The 16093-nt window shown below is 43.4% G+C and carries 16 protein-coding genes; 2 read left to right on the top strand and 14 right to left on the bottom strand.

All coding sequences use genetic code 11. From position 1 onward, the window contains the following. Positions 1-67: 67 nt before the first annotated feature. A complete protein-coding gene (gene proG, locus M2369_RS14050) occupies positions 68-892 on the bottom strand; it encodes a pyrroline-5-carboxylate reductase ProG (protein WP_259254673.1) in 825 nt (274 codons plus the stop codon). A gap of 169 nt (positions 893-1061) precedes the next feature. Between proG and M2369_RS14055 the strand changes: the two genes are divergently transcribed. Further along, entirely contained in the window at positions 1062-2381 is a 1320-nt protein-coding gene (locus tag M2369_RS14055; protein ID WP_259254674.1) for a S1C family serine protease, read from the top strand. A 42-nt stretch (positions 2382-2423) separates the two neighbouring features. On the opposite strand, the gene M2369_RS14060 is transcribed toward M2369_RS14055, so the two are convergent. Then, positions 2424-3374 (bottom strand): ring-cleaving dioxygenase, encoded by a 951-nt coding sequence (locus M2369_RS14060; protein WP_259254676.1) that lies wholly within the window; start codon positions 3372-3374, stop codon positions 2424-2426. A 329-nt stretch (positions 3375-3703) separates the two neighbouring features. Between M2369_RS14060 and M2369_RS14065 the strand changes: the two genes are divergently transcribed. After that, the gene (locus tag M2369_RS14065; protein ID WP_024719606.1) at positions 3704-5029 is read left to right on the top strand and encodes an APC family permease; all 1326 of its coding nucleotides are present in this window, start codon (positions 3704-3706) and stop codon (positions 5027-5029) included. 13 nt (positions 5030-5042) lie between these two features. On the opposite strand, the gene M2369_RS14070 is transcribed toward M2369_RS14065, so the two are convergent. From M2369_RS14070 to M2369_RS14125, 12 genes are all read right to left on the bottom strand, one after another. Continuing rightward, on the bottom strand, positions 5043-5372 hold the full coding sequence (locus tag M2369_RS14070; protein WP_024719605.1) for a hypothetical protein: 330 nt from the start codon (positions 5370-5372) through the stop codon (positions 5043-5045). Positions 5373-5435: 63 nt separating this feature from the next. Next, entirely contained in the window at positions 5436-6392 is a 957-nt protein-coding gene (locus M2369_RS14075) for a sugar-binding transcriptional regulator (RefSeq protein WP_007498849.1), read from the bottom strand. Between the two features lie 92 nt (positions 6393-6484). After that, entirely contained in the window at positions 6485-7270 is a 786-nt protein-coding gene (locus M2369_RS14080) for an SDR family NAD(P)-dependent oxidoreductase (RefSeq protein ID WP_024719604.1), read from the bottom strand. Next, complete coding sequence (locus M2369_RS14085; protein WP_024719603.1) at positions 7248-7943, bottom strand: SDR family NAD(P)-dependent oxidoreductase; 696 nt, start codon at positions 7941-7943, stop codon at positions 7248-7250. Before M2369_RS14085 ends, M2369_RS14080 begins: the two co-directional genes overlap by 23 nt. Before the next feature lie 31 nt (positions 7944-7974). Then, entirely contained in the window at positions 7975-9357 is a 1383-nt protein-coding gene (gene lpdA, locus M2369_RS14090) for a dihydrolipoyl dehydrogenase (protein ID WP_056407862.1), read from the bottom strand. A gap of 12 nt (positions 9358-9369) precedes the next feature. Continuing rightward, positions 9370-10692, bottom strand: coding sequence for a dihydrolipoamide acetyltransferase family protein (locus tag M2369_RS14095; RefSeq protein ID WP_045034934.1), 1323 nt, complete (start codon positions 10690-10692; stop codon positions 9370-9372). A gap of 17 nt (positions 10693-10709) precedes the next feature. Then, on the bottom strand, positions 10710-11690 hold the full coding sequence (locus tag M2369_RS14100) for an alpha-ketoacid dehydrogenase subunit beta (protein ID WP_026050078.1): 981 nt from the start codon (positions 11688-11690) through the stop codon (positions 10710-10712). Between the two features lie 31 nt (positions 11691-11721). Then, positions 11722-12705: a pyruvate dehydrogenase (acetyl-transferring) E1 component subunit alpha gene (gene pdhA, locus M2369_RS14105; protein ID WP_048001645.1), complete on the bottom strand. Its 984-nt coding sequence runs from the start codon at positions 12703-12705 to the stop codon at positions 11722-11724. 179 nt (positions 12706-12884) lie between these two features. After that, on the bottom strand, positions 12885-13916 hold the full coding sequence (locus M2369_RS14110; RefSeq protein ID WP_163116631.1) for an alcohol dehydrogenase catalytic domain-containing protein: 1032 nt from the start codon (positions 13914-13916) through the stop codon (positions 12885-12887). Next, positions 13913-14359: a hypothetical protein gene (locus M2369_RS14115; protein WP_008346260.1), complete on the bottom strand. Its 447-nt coding sequence runs from the start codon at positions 14357-14359 to the stop codon at positions 13913-13915. Before M2369_RS14115 ends, M2369_RS14110 begins: the two co-directional genes overlap by 4 nt. Positions 14360-14421: 62 nt before the next feature. Beyond that, positions 14422-14700, bottom strand: coding sequence for a PTS sugar transporter subunit IIB (locus M2369_RS14120; RefSeq protein ID WP_017367077.1), 279 nt, complete (start codon positions 14698-14700; stop codon positions 14422-14424). Between the two features lie 19 nt (positions 14701-14719). Further along, entirely contained in the window at positions 14720-16093 is a 1374-nt protein-coding gene (locus M2369_RS14125) for a PTS galactitol transporter subunit IIC (RefSeq protein ID WP_007498866.1), read from the bottom strand.

Raw genomic sequence — 16093 nt, forward strand, 5'->3', positions numbered from 1 at the left:
TAATACAGGTCAAAAGAATTGATGATAAAGGATTTATTTGACAGAAAAAACACCACTAGCTATGTCTTTAGTGGTGTTTTTCTGCTCCATCGATTTGCGATTTTAGCTGCGCATATTTTTTCATCGTTTGTGTAAACAAGTCATCGAACATTTGCGGTGCCTGCTGCTGGATGACTGCAGCGCCTTCTCCTGTAATCCCGCCTTTTGTTGCGACCCTATTCACCGTTTCAGCAAATGTCAGTCCGCGTTCAACAAGAACTTGTCCTGTACCGAGCAGCGCATATGTTAAAAATTCATAGGCTTCTTCTAAAGAAAGCTCACTATTCCGAACAGCGGCTCTCGCCATTTCTTCAAAGATTGCTGCAATAAAGCCCGGAGAAGAGCTTGTCAAATTACTCGCCGCATCAAACCGGTCCTCTTCCACTTCCCTGACGATACTAAAAGCTGAAAGCAGGCGGTGGAGTCGTTCTTGTGCCTCCTGTCCAGCAGTTTTACCATGCGCCACAAGGGATACACCCGTCCCTACGGCTGATGTCAAAGTGGGAATGTATCTAGACACCGGCTGATTCGTATGTTGCATTAATTTGTCTAACGTGACAGCCGCTGCCACTGATACGATATGAAGAGATGTCTTTGCGGGGCTCAGCTGATCTAAGACATCAAGTACAGCAAGCGGTGGTACACAAACAAACACGACATCACATGATGCAGAGATGTCATCTAAAGAGCAAATGTTGACATGCTGGTTCTTCTCTTTCAGCTGTTGCAGCCGCTCCGTTTCACTTCTTGTATGGATCATAAATTGACTGGCATGAAGTACTCCTTTGTCCAGCCATTTTTGTACCATCATATCTGCCATGCTTCCATATCCAATGATTCCAATAGTCTCCACAGTTTAATCTCCTCTATTTTGCTTAGATTCACTACTTATTTTAACAATTTCCCACAATGTTTTCATTTTTATCCCACACTTTTTTCTTACGATAAAGTCAGTATCCACCACATACGGTCAATCACCTTACACACATACATGTAAAAATCGATGAAAGAGAGTGATTTTGATGACACATCACAAAGATGAAAAACACACTTCTTATGAATTACAAACCATTGAACAACCGAAACAAAAGCAGAAGAAGCCAAGTGGCTGGCTGAAGCCATTTGTCAGCGGGATTGTAGGAGGTACGTTAGCGTTAGGTGTTTACGTTCTAACTCCATATGCTCAGCATTCAGAAAATAGTTCAACTGATTCGTCAACGAAAACAGCCGCTGTATCGACAAATGATACAAGTACAAATTCGTCAAAAACAACAGCGTCACAAACATCGAATTCGACCAGCAGTATTTCAAATATGGTCGAAAACGTATCACCAGCCATCGTCGGCATTACAAACTATCAAACACAAAGTCAAACAACCACAGATTTTGGCGATATGAACACACCTTTTGATGGATCACAGCAAAATCAAAACAGCAGCAGTCAAGAACAAGAAAGCGGTACCGGATCAGGGGTTATTTTCAAAAAATCCGGCAGTAAAGCCTATGTATTAACAAACAACCATGTGATTGAAGGAGCAAATAAATTAACAGTCTCCTTGCATAATGGCAAGACGGTAGCAGGAAAAGTGGTTGGTTCTGACCCGCTGACTGATCTTGCTGTCGTGGAAATTAACAGCAGCGGCGTTACAAAAGTCGCTGAACTTGGAGACTCCTCATCCCTTCGTGCGGGAGAAACCGTCATCGCAATCGGAAACCCGCTTGGTGAAGATTTATCAAGAACAGTGACACAAGGAATTGTCAGCGGTGTGGATCGAACAGTTTCTATGGATACATCAGCTGGCGAAAGCAGTATTAATGTCATTCAAACAGATGCCGCCATTAACCCCGGTAACAGCGGCGGACCGCTTTTAACAACAGACGGAAAGGTTGTGGGGATCACCAGTATGAAAATTTCTGAAACAGGTGTGGAAGGTATCGGGTTTGCGCTCCCAATCAATGATGTCAAACCAATTGCAGAGCAGCTTCTCACAAAAGGAAAAATCGAACGACCTTATATCGGTATCAGCATGCTGGATCTCGAACAAGTACCAGATGCTTATCAGAAGGAAACGCTTGGACTGACAAGCAGTCAGCTGGATAAAGGCGTATACGTAAAAGAAATCGCTGCTGGCTCACCTGCTGCAAAAGCTGGATTAAAGGCAGAGGATGTTATCACCGCCATCAATGGCAAAAAAGTGACAACCGGCAGTGAATTACGCCACGAGCTTTACACGAATGCAAAAGTAGGAGATACCATCAGCATCACACTCGTTCGTAATGGAAAAGAAGAAACAAAACAAGTGACATTAACAAAATCTGAATCAAAGCAAGTCAGTTCTTAACGAAAAAAGCAGCTCATAAAAATTGAGCTGCTTTTTTCATGTTCACTTGATTGGGACCAATCTTTGTTCAATTTCTGCTCGTTTGTGCTCTAAAAATGGTGGAAGTGCTAATTGATCACCAAGTTCATCCACGCTTTCATCCACTGTAAATCCAGGACCGTCTGTTGAGATTTCAAACAAAATGCCGTTTGGCTCTCTAAAATATAGGGCTTTAAAATAAAAACGTTCTACAACACCAGAGTTGGTGAAACCAGCTTTGGCTATTTTATCATGCCATTTTTCAAGCTCTTCTGCGTCCGCTACACGAAAGGCTACGTGATGAACACTCCCTCTGCCAGATCGCTCAGCAGGTCCTTCTGCTTTTTCAATGACATGAATCTCTGTTCCAGCTCCACCTTGTCCTGATTCAAAAATCGTCACGATTTCCCCATCATTTGATTGTTCACGTGCTTTTTCTGTGAAACCCAGGATGTTCGTTAACACACTGATTGTTTTATCTGCTTCTGCGACTGTTAATTCTACTGGTCCCAAACCTCTGATCGCAAAATCAGCAGGAATCTCATCATGCACTGGCGGCTTCGCTCCATCTTGCACGCTTGGTTCTACAGTCAAAAACAGCTGCTGTCCTTCTGGATCTGTAAATTTCAAGGCAGGTCTGCCGCCTCTTAAAGAAGCCGTTTCTTTCTTTACACCTTTTTCTTCAAAGCGCTTTTCCCAAAATGTGAGTGCCTCTTCTGAAGTGACAATCAAACCTGTGCGTGAGATCGCATTTGTTCCGTCCAGCCGGCGGGCGAGCATCGGTATTTCAAAAAACGTCAGCTCTGTACCAGGTGAGGCGACCTCATCTCCATAAAATAGATGATACATCGATGGATCATCTTGATTGACTGTTTTTTTCACCAGTTTTAAGCCAAGGATTTGGCGGTAGAAATCAACGTTTTTCTGAGCATTTGCTGTTAGTGCTGATACGTGGTGAATCCCATTTATTTTCATTGTGTTCACTCCTATTATAAAATATCTCGAATTCAAGATAATATCCTTATGAATAAAATAGGTCATTTTAGAAGAAAAGTCAACCATTCGGCTGCATCTTTATTGGACGTTCGGCTTCCGCCTATTAAATTAACATTAAATCAAAAATAATCTTCTATTGTTCGCTTTTAAGATAACATTCATCCTAATATCTCCAATAAATGAACACTTTTAAATACAAATACGAAAATCAGAAAATTTTTTTAATTCTAGTTTTCCTAAAATCGTATTACAATGAACAAAATACATGTCACAGTAACGTACGAAAGTGATGCAGGAGGTCGTGTGTAATGAACAAAGAACAACCAGCGTTAAAACAAGACATCGGCTTATTTTTTGCCCTATCTCTTGTCATCGGAACAATTATTGGATCTGGCGTTTTTATGAAGCCTGGCAACGTCCTTTCTTATTCAGGAAGCTCAGGCATCGCCTTATTCGCATGGCTGTTAGGCGGGATCTTAACCCTTGCAGGCGGACTCACAGTCGCTGAAATTGGTACACAAATCCCACGTACTGGCGGTTTATATGCCTATCTTGAAGAAATATACGGTGAATTTTGGGGCTACTTATGTGGCTGGGTGCAAATTATTATTTACGGGCCAGCGATTATTGGTGCTCTTGGTCTTTATTTTGGTTCATTATTAGCTAATTTATTTTCTCTTTCTTCTCTATGGGCTACAACGATTGGCATTATCACCGTTCTTTTTTTATGTGTGATCAACATCATGGGAACGAAATACGGTGGTTTTGTCCAAGGACTGACCACGATCGGAAAGCTTGTTCCAATTGCAGCAATTATTGTGTTTGGCTTATGGAAAGGAAATGAACATATTTTCACAGCCGTCAATGAGAGTATCGCACAAATGAACTTCGGTGCAGCAATTTTGGCGACGTTATTCGCCTATGATGGCTGGATTTTGCTTGCAGCGCTTGGCGGTGAAATGAAAAATCCAGAGAAACTGCTTCCTCGCGCGATGGCAGGCGGTATTTTAATTGTCACAGCATGTTATCTCTTTATTAACATCGCCCTTTTGCATGTGTTACCAGCTGATCAAATCGTTCAACTAGGTGAAAATGCAACAAGCACAGCTGCTACAATGCTCTTTGGTCCAATTGGCGGTAAAATTATTAGTATCGGAATCATCATTAGTATCTTTGGCTGTTTGAATGGAAAGGTTCTTTCGTTCCCGCGTGTCATTTTTGCGATGGCAGAACGAAAACAAATTCCGTTTGCCAAAGCCATTTCACGCATTCATCCTACTTTTCAAACACCTTGGATCGCTGTATTTGTACAGATTTTGATTGCCATTGTGTTTATGATCGTCAGTAATCCCGAGAAGCTGTCAGAAGTTTCAATTTTCATGATTTACATCTTTTATGTGATGGCCTTTTTCGCTGTCTTTAAGCTAAGAAAACAAAACAGGGGAATGAAGCGCGCTTATAGCGTACCACTTTACCCGCTCACACCGATCATTGCAATTATCGGCTCTTTCTTTGTCTTAATCAGCACCATGATCACCGATTGGCAAAGCTGCCTGATCTCCATGCTGATCGGCATTGCTGGACTGCCGATTTATTACTACATGAAAAAAACACAAAATAAAGCAGAGCGCTAAGACAGCCTCTGCTTTATTTTTTATATTGCTTAATGACCTTATAAGATTCGTTTAAATATCTCATCAGCCGGTATGGCTTACTTAAAACCCGGATGGGGAGTCTTGAAATAAATCCATTCAGATTCGCCTTATACTCCTGCGTCATTCGCTTCGGCTTTGTGGCAATTTTTTCATATACTTCTTTGTAAAATTCCTTCATGATGTCGACTTGCACACTGATCTTCTGATGACACTCTGTACACTCAACGCTTTTCATCTGATCATTCACATAAACGATGCTGTGGAGGGTCTCTTCTTGGCACCGAGTACAGTGTAGGTTTGCTTCCATTTCGGTTTGCTTCAAGATACACAGCTCCTTTCTCGTTTGATGTTGCTCTTTTTATACAATACGATGGCTGTCAGCTGTTTATTGGACAGATGCTTCCTTTAAAATAGCTGCCGCAGTCAATTCATCGGTGACGAGCACCTGAATAAAGCCGCCGTTTAAGGCTCCTAAAATACTTTCAGCCTTATGGGTTCCTTCCACAACTGCGATGACTTTTTTCACGCTCTTTAATTGTTCTAACGATAATCCAATCACCTTTTGGTTCAGCTCATCTTGGACTGGTTTCCCTTCCCCGTCAAAGAAACGAAAACCAATATCACCAACAGCTCCTGATTGCCTTAAACCAGACAAATCTTCTTCTTTTAAATAACCGACTGTTTTCAATGTAGAGCCTTTATGCGGATTCCCAATACCGATCAGGGCAATATCAACATTTCTGCCTTCTTCAAGCACAGCTTCTATGTCCTGCATCGCCATCAGCCGCTCTTTTAATTCTTCTGTTTCTAAAATTGCAGGTGCATATAAATAGGAGCACGTACCATTCATCTTCTTTGCCAGCTCATATGCCAGCTGATTCGCGTGAATGTCGACTGCCTGCCTGCCCATTCCGCCCTCTAAAGGAATGACTTTGACATCGTTTCTTCGCTCAAATGGATATTCCTTCACGAGCTCGGCAAGTGTGGTTCCCCATGAAATACCGATTTTCTCAGCGCCTTTCATGTTTTTAGAAAGATAATAGGCGCCCGCTTGACCGACTGCCCGTTTGACCATCTCAGACATTGTCCCGACACTTGGGACAACGACAGCATCCGTTAATTGAAAGGTCGTTTCCAGCTGCTTTTCAAGTTCCACTGTATGAATACTTTCGTCTTTAATGTACACTTCAACGATTCCCACATCTTTTGCTTTTTGTAAGAGCTTTGAAATGACTGGTCTTGAGACATTGAGCTTTTTTGCAATCTCCTGCTGCGTCCACCCGTCTGTATAATAAAGATGAGCAACCTTGACGAGCTGTCGTCTTTCTTCCCAATTCAGCATGTGACATCATCCTTTTAATATACTATGATTACCAGTATACCAAACATTCGTTTCTAATTGGAACAATTGTTATGAAAATAAAAAAAGAGCGATTAACTCTCCGCTCTTTTTCCCTCGCTATATTTAGGCTGATACGTTCTCCCGCCATCTAATAAGAGTATCTGTCCGTGCAAATAGCTTCCCTCGTCACTTGCGAGAAATAAAGTGACTCCAGCAATATCTTCTGGTTTTCCTAATCTCCCGATCGGAATAAGTGATCGAAGCTGACTTTTCTCAAGCTCAGTCGGATAGAGCGTATCAAGCATCTGAGATTCAATGACGCGCGGTGCAATGACATTGATGCGGACATGATGGGAACCCAATTCCTTTACAAGCGAACGCATGAGACCAAATGCCCCGGCTTTTGACGCGTAATACTGGATGCCGCCGCCAGAGCCTGTTATCGCAGATCCTGATCCAATAATGACAACGCTGCCTTCTTTCCGCTCACATAGATAGGGTGCTAATGCTTTGATGCAATAGAAAAGACCATATAGATTCACAGCCAGTGTCTTTTTCCAAAGTGAAAAATCAACCTCTAAAAAAGGAAGGGATTTCGTCATTCCTGCTGAATAGACAAGATGCCCAATGCCACCCAACTCCCTTTCAGCTGCTGACGCCATTTGCTGAACACTTTCCCACGATGAAACGTCAGCTTGGAACGTCAGCAGCTGAGGATGCTGTTGTTTTAAAAGCGAAAGTCCCTGTTCATCTATATCTGACACAGCTACACGATGCCCTTCTTTTAAAAAACGCTGAGCAATTTCTTTGCCGATTCCTTGGGCGCCACCTACGATGAGAACTGGTTTTTGTTGATTAGCCAGCGCTCTCACCCCCATCAAGCATAATTGCTGCTCCATCTGTAAATGCACCGTACGATGTACTTAAGAAAACCGTCATATGAGCCACCGTCTCCTTGATTTGCTCTTTGTCAGGAAGCAAATGGAGAGGCGGCGGAAGTAGTGCCAATACCCGGATGCCTTTGTCTTTAAATTCGCGCGCTAATCCTTTTGTCATGGCATTCAACATACTATTTGATGTAGCATGTGAGATCCCGCCATCACCTGTTATGCTGCCTGATGAGGAAATATTAATGATGCAGCCCTGTTTCTGATCCACCATATGCCACACAGCGGCTTGACTGGAAAGAAAGACTGTATTTACGGATCTTTCCACTTCATCGACCCATATCTCAGGACTTACGTCATCAATCTCCTCATCTGCTTTTTGCTCGGCTTGATTGACTAAAATATCAAGCTTGCCGCATGTATCGATGACTTGTCTTAGCATAAGCGTAGCATCACGCGGTGTCTCAAGCGGATTGATGACAACAGTCGATTGGCCGCCTAATTTTTCAATGTCTTCGCTTATCGACTTTGCTTTTGATTCATCACGAAAAGCGTGTATGAAAACATGTGCACCTGCCTGGGCCAAAGCCAGGCAGATGGCTTCTCCAAATCCATCTGTGCTATCTGTCACAAGTGCCACTTTCTGATGAAGCTGGACGTGCACACGGATCTCCTCCCTATCCCTTGTTTGGCATTTACTTTCTCAGCTTACTTACAATATCAAGAGCTGCTTCATAAAAGCCTTCTGAGATGGTTGGATGCGGATGAATCATTTTGGCCATCTCTTCCGCTGTTCCTTCTAAATACATAAATGAGGAAGCCTCTGATATCATCTCCGTTACATGCGGACCAACCATTGTAGCGCCAATGACTTCACCATATACGGTATCGTACACGAGTTTAATAAAACCGGTTTGAACACCTGCTGCCAACGCTTTTCCGCTTGCAGCTAAATCAAATCGCTCTGCCCGCACGTTTAGCCCTTTGGCTTTTGCCTCTTTCTCTGTCAGTCCCACACTCGCTACTTCTGGCAATGTATAAATACATCTAGGAACGATGTCGTGATTCATTTTTTCAGGCTCGCCGCATATATTGCTAACCGCAACAGCTGCCTCTGCCATCGCCGCATGAGCGAGCTGATAGCCGCCGGCTACATCTCCAATTGCATATACACCTTCAGCACTTGTCTTCATCTCATCGTTCACTTTAATAAAAGGACCATCCAGCTGAAGATCAAGCTGACTGACAGCAGAAACATTTGGTCTTCTTCCGACACAAACTAGCAGTCTTTCAGCCGTAAAGATGTGCGTCTCTCCTTTATCGTCTGTCGCATGAATCGCTTTGACTCCTTCGCTTTCTGTTACCTCTGTCACCGTCGTTTTCTTTGCGATATGGATGCCTTTTTTCTTCAATTCTTTTTCTAGTAATTTCGACGCTTCTTCATCTTCCTGTGGAATAATCGACGGAGCGGCTTCTATAATGGTGACTTTTGATTGGAGACTCTGGAAGATGCATGCCAGCTCAAGACCAATTACACCCCCGCCAATAATGACGACAGATGCAGGAATATCTGGGATGTCAAAGATCGTATCACTTGTGTCAAATTGAATCTCTTTGAGCCCTGGAATAGGCGGAATAGCAGGTGATGAGCCAGTGGCAATGATCAGCTCTTTTGTTTCAATCGTTTCTGACCCATCTTGTTTTTCAATGTCAATGCGATTTTTTGTCACAGCTGTGCCTCTGCCGTTATATACATCAATCTTTCCTTGCTTTAATAAAAAGGCGATTCCGCCCCTGAGTTTTTCGATGACATCATCTTTACGTTTTCTCATTTTATCGAAGGAAAGAACCATCTCACCTGTTTCGATTCCCCAGCTTTTTGCTTTCTCAATGGATTCAATGACTTCTGCATGTTTGAGCAGTGTCTTTGAAGGGATACAGCCTCGATTTAAACAAGTCCCCCCTAGAAAATCCTCTTCAATCAATGCAACCTTGTGTCCACGTTCAGCGGCTTGAAGGGCGGCAGTGTATCCGCCAGGCCCTCCGCCTATGACTGTCAGATCATACGTTTTTGTCATCCGATTCATCTCCTACATTAGCAATTCAAATGGTTGTTCAAGCACTTTTTTAAGGTCTGTTAAAAAGGCTGCTGCTGGTGCACCATCTACCACTCGATGATCAAATGATAAACTGACGCCCATCATTGGCCGCACCTGAATTTCTCCATCGATCACTACAGGTTTTTCTTGAATGCGTCCAACGCCTAAAATCGCCACTTCCGGCTGATTAATAATTGGGGTAAACGTGTCAATGGCATACATCCCTAAGTTACTAATGGTAAATGTAGACCCCTTCAACTGGTCTGGCAGCAGCTTTTGATCGCGTGCATTTCGACCAATTTCTTTTGCTTCTTTTGTGAGCTGTTTCAGCCCTTTTTGATTTGCATGAGAGATGACCGGAACCATTAAGCCGTCTTTCACAGCAACCGCAAGACCAATGTGCACATCCTCATGGAAATGGAGCTCATTTTGTTCAAACGTCATATTGATTTGCGGATGGCGCGTGAGGACACTGCTGACCGCATGGATGATGATTTCTGTAAACGACAATCTGTAGCCTGTCTCTTTTTCAATCGCTGGGAGCAGCTGTTTGCGCACTTCTTTTGCTTTTGTCATATCAATTTCACTTGTTAATGTGACGTGCGGTGCTGTAAAGGCACTTTGTGACATGCGATCTGCGATCACTTTTCTCATCCCGGCTAGTTTTTGTGTTCTCACTGGAGCAGCTTCTGCCTTTTGTGCGCCTGCTGCTGTCACATCACTCTTCATGATTTTTCCGTGAGCGCCAGAACCAGCAACATTCGCTAAGTCGATTCCTTCACGAGCAGCCACTTTTCCTGCAAGTGGTGATACGCGTTGGCCTTCCTCGTTCGTCTGAAGGGCCGCTTCGACATCCCGTTTTTGAATTCTGCCTTTTGGACCTGTACCAGATACTTCTTGAATGGCTACTTGGTGATCTTTTGCCGTTTTTCTCGCTGCAGGTGTTGCGCGTACTTTCTCACCCACCGCTGGTTCAACTTCAGTCGAAACAGATGGTTCAGATGGTGATGACGTTCCGCTGTCTTCAGAAGATGCTTCTTCTGACTGCGCTGGCGGCTCGCTCGGTACCTGCTCATTAGCCTCTCCGATATATCCAATGACAGCATTAACTGGAATCTGATCATCTGCTTCGTAATATTTCTTTAGAAAAACGCCATCATCATAGGCTTCAACCTCGATATTGATTTTGTCTGTCATAATCTCAAATAGAGGCTCACCGATTTCAACCGAATCTCCTTCTTCTTTAAACCATTGAAGCAAGGTACCGATCTCCATCGTACTGCTTAGCTTCGGCATAAATATCTCTTTTGGCATGATCTTCTCCCCTTTACTTAAGAGCGCACGAGCTCTTTTGCTGCTTCAATAATATCTGGCACTTGTGGAATGACTGCTTTTTCCAGCGTTGGGTTGTACGGTATTGGGACGGCAAGACCGCCAAGTCGTTTAATAGGTGCATCTAAATAGTCGAAGGCTTCACTTTCCGCTATCATACTGGCAATCTCTCCGCCGTAGCCGCCTCGTTTCACTGCCTCATGCACAACGATACATTTGCCTGTTTTTTTCACAGATTCAATAATGGTTTCTTCATCTAATGGGACGAGCGTTCTCGGATCAATGATCTCGACATCGATTCCTTCCGCTTCTAGTTCCTTCGCTGCTTCGAGCGCTTTATGCACCATAATGGCTGTTGCGACAATTGTGACGTCCTTTCCGCTTCTCTTCACATCCGCTTTCCCTAAAGGAATCGAATACTGCTCTTCTGGTACTTCACCGATTGTTTTATATAAAAGCTTGTGTTCATAGAAAATGACAGGGTTGTCATCATCCATTGCTGCTTTTAAAAGTCCTTTTGCATCATAAGCTGTTGAAGGCTGAACCACCTTTAGTCCAGGAATATGAGCCATCCACGCTTCTAAGCTTTGGGAGTGCTGCGCTGCGGCACCTGTCCCGGAACCTGCTGGTGTTCTGACAACAAGCGGCACCTTCCCTTTTCCGCCAAACATGTAACGTGTTTTCGCTGCTTGGTTTACAAGCTGATCCATTGCAATTGTAATAAAGTCAGAGAATTGTAGTTCTAAAATCGGACGCATCCCTGTCAAAGCCGCTCCGACTGCGCCTCCTGCGATGGCAGCCTCTGAAATCGGCGTATTGCGGACGCGTTCTGGACCGAATTCCTCGATCATCCCGCGCGTGACACCAAATGCGCCACCGTATACGCCGATATCTTCACCTAAAATGAAGACATCTTGATTTTTTCTCATTTCCTGACTCATTGCTTCTCGAACGGCTTCTAAATATGAAATCTCTCTCACTGTCGTGTTTGTCACGTGATTCCCCTCCTAATTAGGCGTATACATCCTCTAATAGTGTGTCAATTGATGGTTCTTTACTATTTTTCGCAAATTCAACAGATGCCTCGATCTCTTGCTTCGCTTCTTCTTGTAAACGAGCAGCCTGCTCTTCTGTCAGAACATCTAGCTCCATTAAGAGTGACTTAAAGCGTTTAATTCCGTCTTTTTGTCTCCATTCTGTCTCTTCTTCACGTGTACGGTATTTTTTCGCATCACTCTTTGAGTGACCCTTCCAGCGATACGTTTTCATTTCAATGAGTGATGGACCTTCTCCAGCTCTTGCACGGCTGACCGCTTCATCTACTGTGTTCATAATCTCAACCATGTCATTTCCATCAATCGATTTTCCTGGGATTCCATAGCTTTCTGCTCTTGTTGAAATGTCTTCAATGTTGATCATTTCTTTCACAGGACCAGACATGCCGTATTGGTTGTTTTCACAAATAAACACAACAGGTAAATCCCAAATGGAAGCAAGATTCAGCGCTTCATGGAAGCTGCCTTCATTTGTGGCGCCGTCTCCGAAGAAACAAAGGACCACAAAGCCTTCCTTTTTCATCTTGGACGTGAGCGCCGCACCTGTTGCAAGCGGAATACCGCCGCCAACAATTCCATTTGCCCCAAGGTTTCCTTTTTCTAAGTCGGCAATATGCATGGAGCCGCCTTTTCCTTTGCAGTAACCCGTTTCACGTCCGAACAGTTCAGCCATCATTTTATTGACCTCTGCACCTTTCGCAATACAGTGACCATGTCCGCGGTGTGTACTGACAATCTTATCTTCATCCTTTAACACAGCAATAGATCCAACAGCCGATGCTTCCTGTCCAACACATAAATGGGTCGTTCCATGGATTAATCCTTTAGCAAAGAATTGATCGACCTTTTCATCAAAATATCTTACTAACCACATTTGTTTATATAAATCTGCTAATTTCTCATGACTAATCTGTTCAGGCAAAGTGATTTGTTTTTGCATTTCTTCTCTCCCCTTTACATTTGTTCTTATGTGTTACATTTGTAATTATCATACGTTTAACTCTCATTGAAGTCAAGCATTTCCGTTTATTTTTTAAGCGTTTTCATTTTTTTCAGAAAAAAAGAGAAAGGCAAAGCCCTTTTCCAAAGACCTTCTCTTTCTCTCCATCTCGTACATTCTCATTCATCTGGATACATCATGATTTTGACGCTTTCACCTTCTGGATGCCTAGCGCATTCTATCGCCTGACGAAGCTGACTTAATGGATATCGATGCGTCACCATTTTTTCTGTATGAACGACTTTCGCTTTTAAGAGCTCTAGCGCTTCACGATAATGGTATGGATGCGAGGAATAAGCTCCGACTACTTTCACTTCATCATGGAAAAAACGTTCTGCTGGAATGGAGACATCCCCTTTCGGAAAGTGAGCAAAGACCAAAATCGTTCCGCCTCTTGCGACAGCTTGAAATGCTTCTTTTAAAAGCGCACTACTACCCACAGAAATAATGACAAGGTCCGCTCCCTTTCCATCTGTTTCTTTCATGACGCGGTTTTCTACTGGCTCAGTTGCTGGATGAAAAGCGACGTCCGCCCCAAGATTTCTTGCTTGAAGGAGCCTGTTCTCATTTACGTCTGTGATCATCACTTTTCCAGCCAAATAATATTTGGCAAGCTGTAATTGAATGCAGCCAATTTGCCCCGCTCCAAGAATCAAGACCGAATCTCCAGGATGAACGGGCGCCCTTTCAAAGCCGTGAAGACAGCAGGCAACCGGTTCGACCATCGCTCCTTGTTCATATGAGACGTCATGTGGGAGCTTGCCCATTGTATGCTTAACATGTAAAGCAGGAACACGAATATATTCCGAAAAACCGCCCGGCTCTACATTTGTGGCTGCAAATTGCGGGCACATTGTATAAAATCCTCTTTGACAAAAGTCACATGTAAAACAAGGAACATGATGCGCTACATACACCCTGTCTCCCGTTTGAACATGTGTAACGTGACGGCCTGTTTCGATAATGTCACCAGCGATTTCATGCCCTAGCACTGTGCCAGGAGGTACCGTCTCATGTGTCGCTTTATAAATATCCGTCCCGCATAACCCGCAGGCACGCATTTTTAATAATACTTCGTCGTCACCAATGGCTGGCCGCTTCCGCTCCTCGTAACGAATGTCCTCTGAAGAATAAAAGACAGCTGATTTCATTTAGCCGCATCCTCCTTTTCATCACATGTCGCAAGACTCTGCAAGGATTGAACGAGCTGCTTGTACTCACTCATCTCACTTGAAATCCAGTAGCGTCCGCCAAATATTCGCGCAGGTCCCACTCTGACATATACTTTCCCGATATGAGGATATGGTTTTAAAAACAATTTTCCTTTAATATCGGACACGGCATATGTGTGCCACCTGCCAAAAGCACCTATTTTCAGCTCATCTTCACTAATCATGATATTCGTTGGCTGATTCAGACCAGTGATGCTAGAAAGCATAAGGATAGGCAGCGTATAAACACCTAACACAGCTAATGGCTCAGGTCCTGCCGACATCAACGTATAAAGAGACCAGAGAAAAAACACACATATTAACAAGGCCGGAAGGAAAATAGAAAACATGGCAGACGTTCGGCTATAAGCATGCTGCTGCATGAGAGCTCCCCCTTTCAAATGACATGGAAGGAGCTTTCGCAGCTCCTCCACGCAATCATCGTTCACTTAATATGATCGATAATTTTTTCAATATCATCTTCAATGCCAAATCCCGTTAAAAAAGATAACGTTTGAATCACAGGCGTTCCTTTTGTATCACTAACAGGCGTTGTCGTCACAATTAAATCAGCACCCTCCGCTTTCTGCGGAACCTCAGATGCCTTACATTGTTCAACGATGACATCGTATCCTTTTTCCTTTAATGTCTCTTCTACCTTTTTTGCCACAACCGTTGACGTCGCAACTGCCGTTCCGCAAGATACTAATATTTTTTTTGCCATGAGAATCCCTCCAGGTCGTTTATTGATCTTTCTGATCTAAGCCCATTTCTTTTGCATACTGCTTTTTAATATCATTTCGCACCCAGTACCAAAGAAGCGCATATGCCAGTGCACAGACAATCGCTGCAATGAAGTAAGGATTGCTCGGATCAAGAAGTCTCACCATGATCCAAGGAATGACGTGTGAACCAAGATCGATACCAGAGATCATATTTGCCCCTTCTGGGAAGTCGAAACCAACTGCTTTCCCCATTGTTGTGGCGAGTGGTGCAAGGTTCGTTGCAATGAAGAAGACAATCATTAAGGTAAAAATACTGTTAATGAGGCCGCGAATAATATTCCCACGAGCGGCTGCTACTGCCCATACTACTGTAAATGGCAGAACCGATAAGTCTGCAAACGGCAACATACCATTGTAAGGAAGAACGACAGCGAGCAAAATGGTGATTGGCACCATCAAAAGGGCGACAGCCATATTCGCTGGATGACCAATGACAATCGCTGTATCCAAACCAATATAGACATTTTTTCCAGGGAAACGCTTTTGAATATAAGAACGAGCACCCTCAGAGATTGGAATAAGTCCTTCCATTAATAAAGCAACCATTCTTGGCATTAACACAAGCACTGCAGCCATTTGAATTCCAAGGGTCATGACACCTTTTGCATCATAGCCCCCAAGAAGACCAATAATGATACCAAGTATAAGACCCATCACAAGCGGTTCACCAAAGATGCCAAAACGTTTTTTCAAAGTTTCTGGATCCGCATGAATTTTGTTTAGACCAGGGATTTTATCAATCACGCGGTTTGACGCATACATGAGCGGAGCGAAGTTGACCGTTTCAGCATGAGCCATCGATACGCCTTTTAATCCGAAATGGTGTTCAATCGTCGGTGCCGTCCAATCGGCAAGTTTTAGTGTAATCGCAGAAACGATTAAACCAACGGCAAGAGCTAAGAACATATTATGATAAGCGTAGTAAGTAACAGAAGCAGCGAAAATCAAATGCCAGAAATTCCAAATATCCACATTCAATGTTTTCGTAAAGTTAACAGACAGCAAAATGACATTTAACAAGAGCACAAGAGGAATCATCAAAGGGGCTACAGGTGTACCAAATGAAATGGCGGCTCCAATCGGCCAACCGACATCTAAAATATCAAGCTTTAATCCAAGGGAATTGACCATGGCTTTGGCTGCTGGTCCAAGACCGCTTACAAGTAAATTAATGACCAGATTGACCCCGACAAATCCAATTCCGATGGTAATACCTGCACGGAAGGATTTTTTAAATCCTTGCCTTAAAATCATACCGAATAACGTCATAATAATTGGGAGCATAATTGTTGGCCCTAAGTCTAAGATGAAATCGACGGCTTGCTTGATCAT

The sequence above is a fragment of the Bacillus sp. JUb11 genome, assembly GCF_024807925.1.
Taxonomy (GTDB): Bacteria; Bacillota; Bacilli; order Bacillales; family Bacillaceae; genus Bacillus; species Bacillus altitudinis.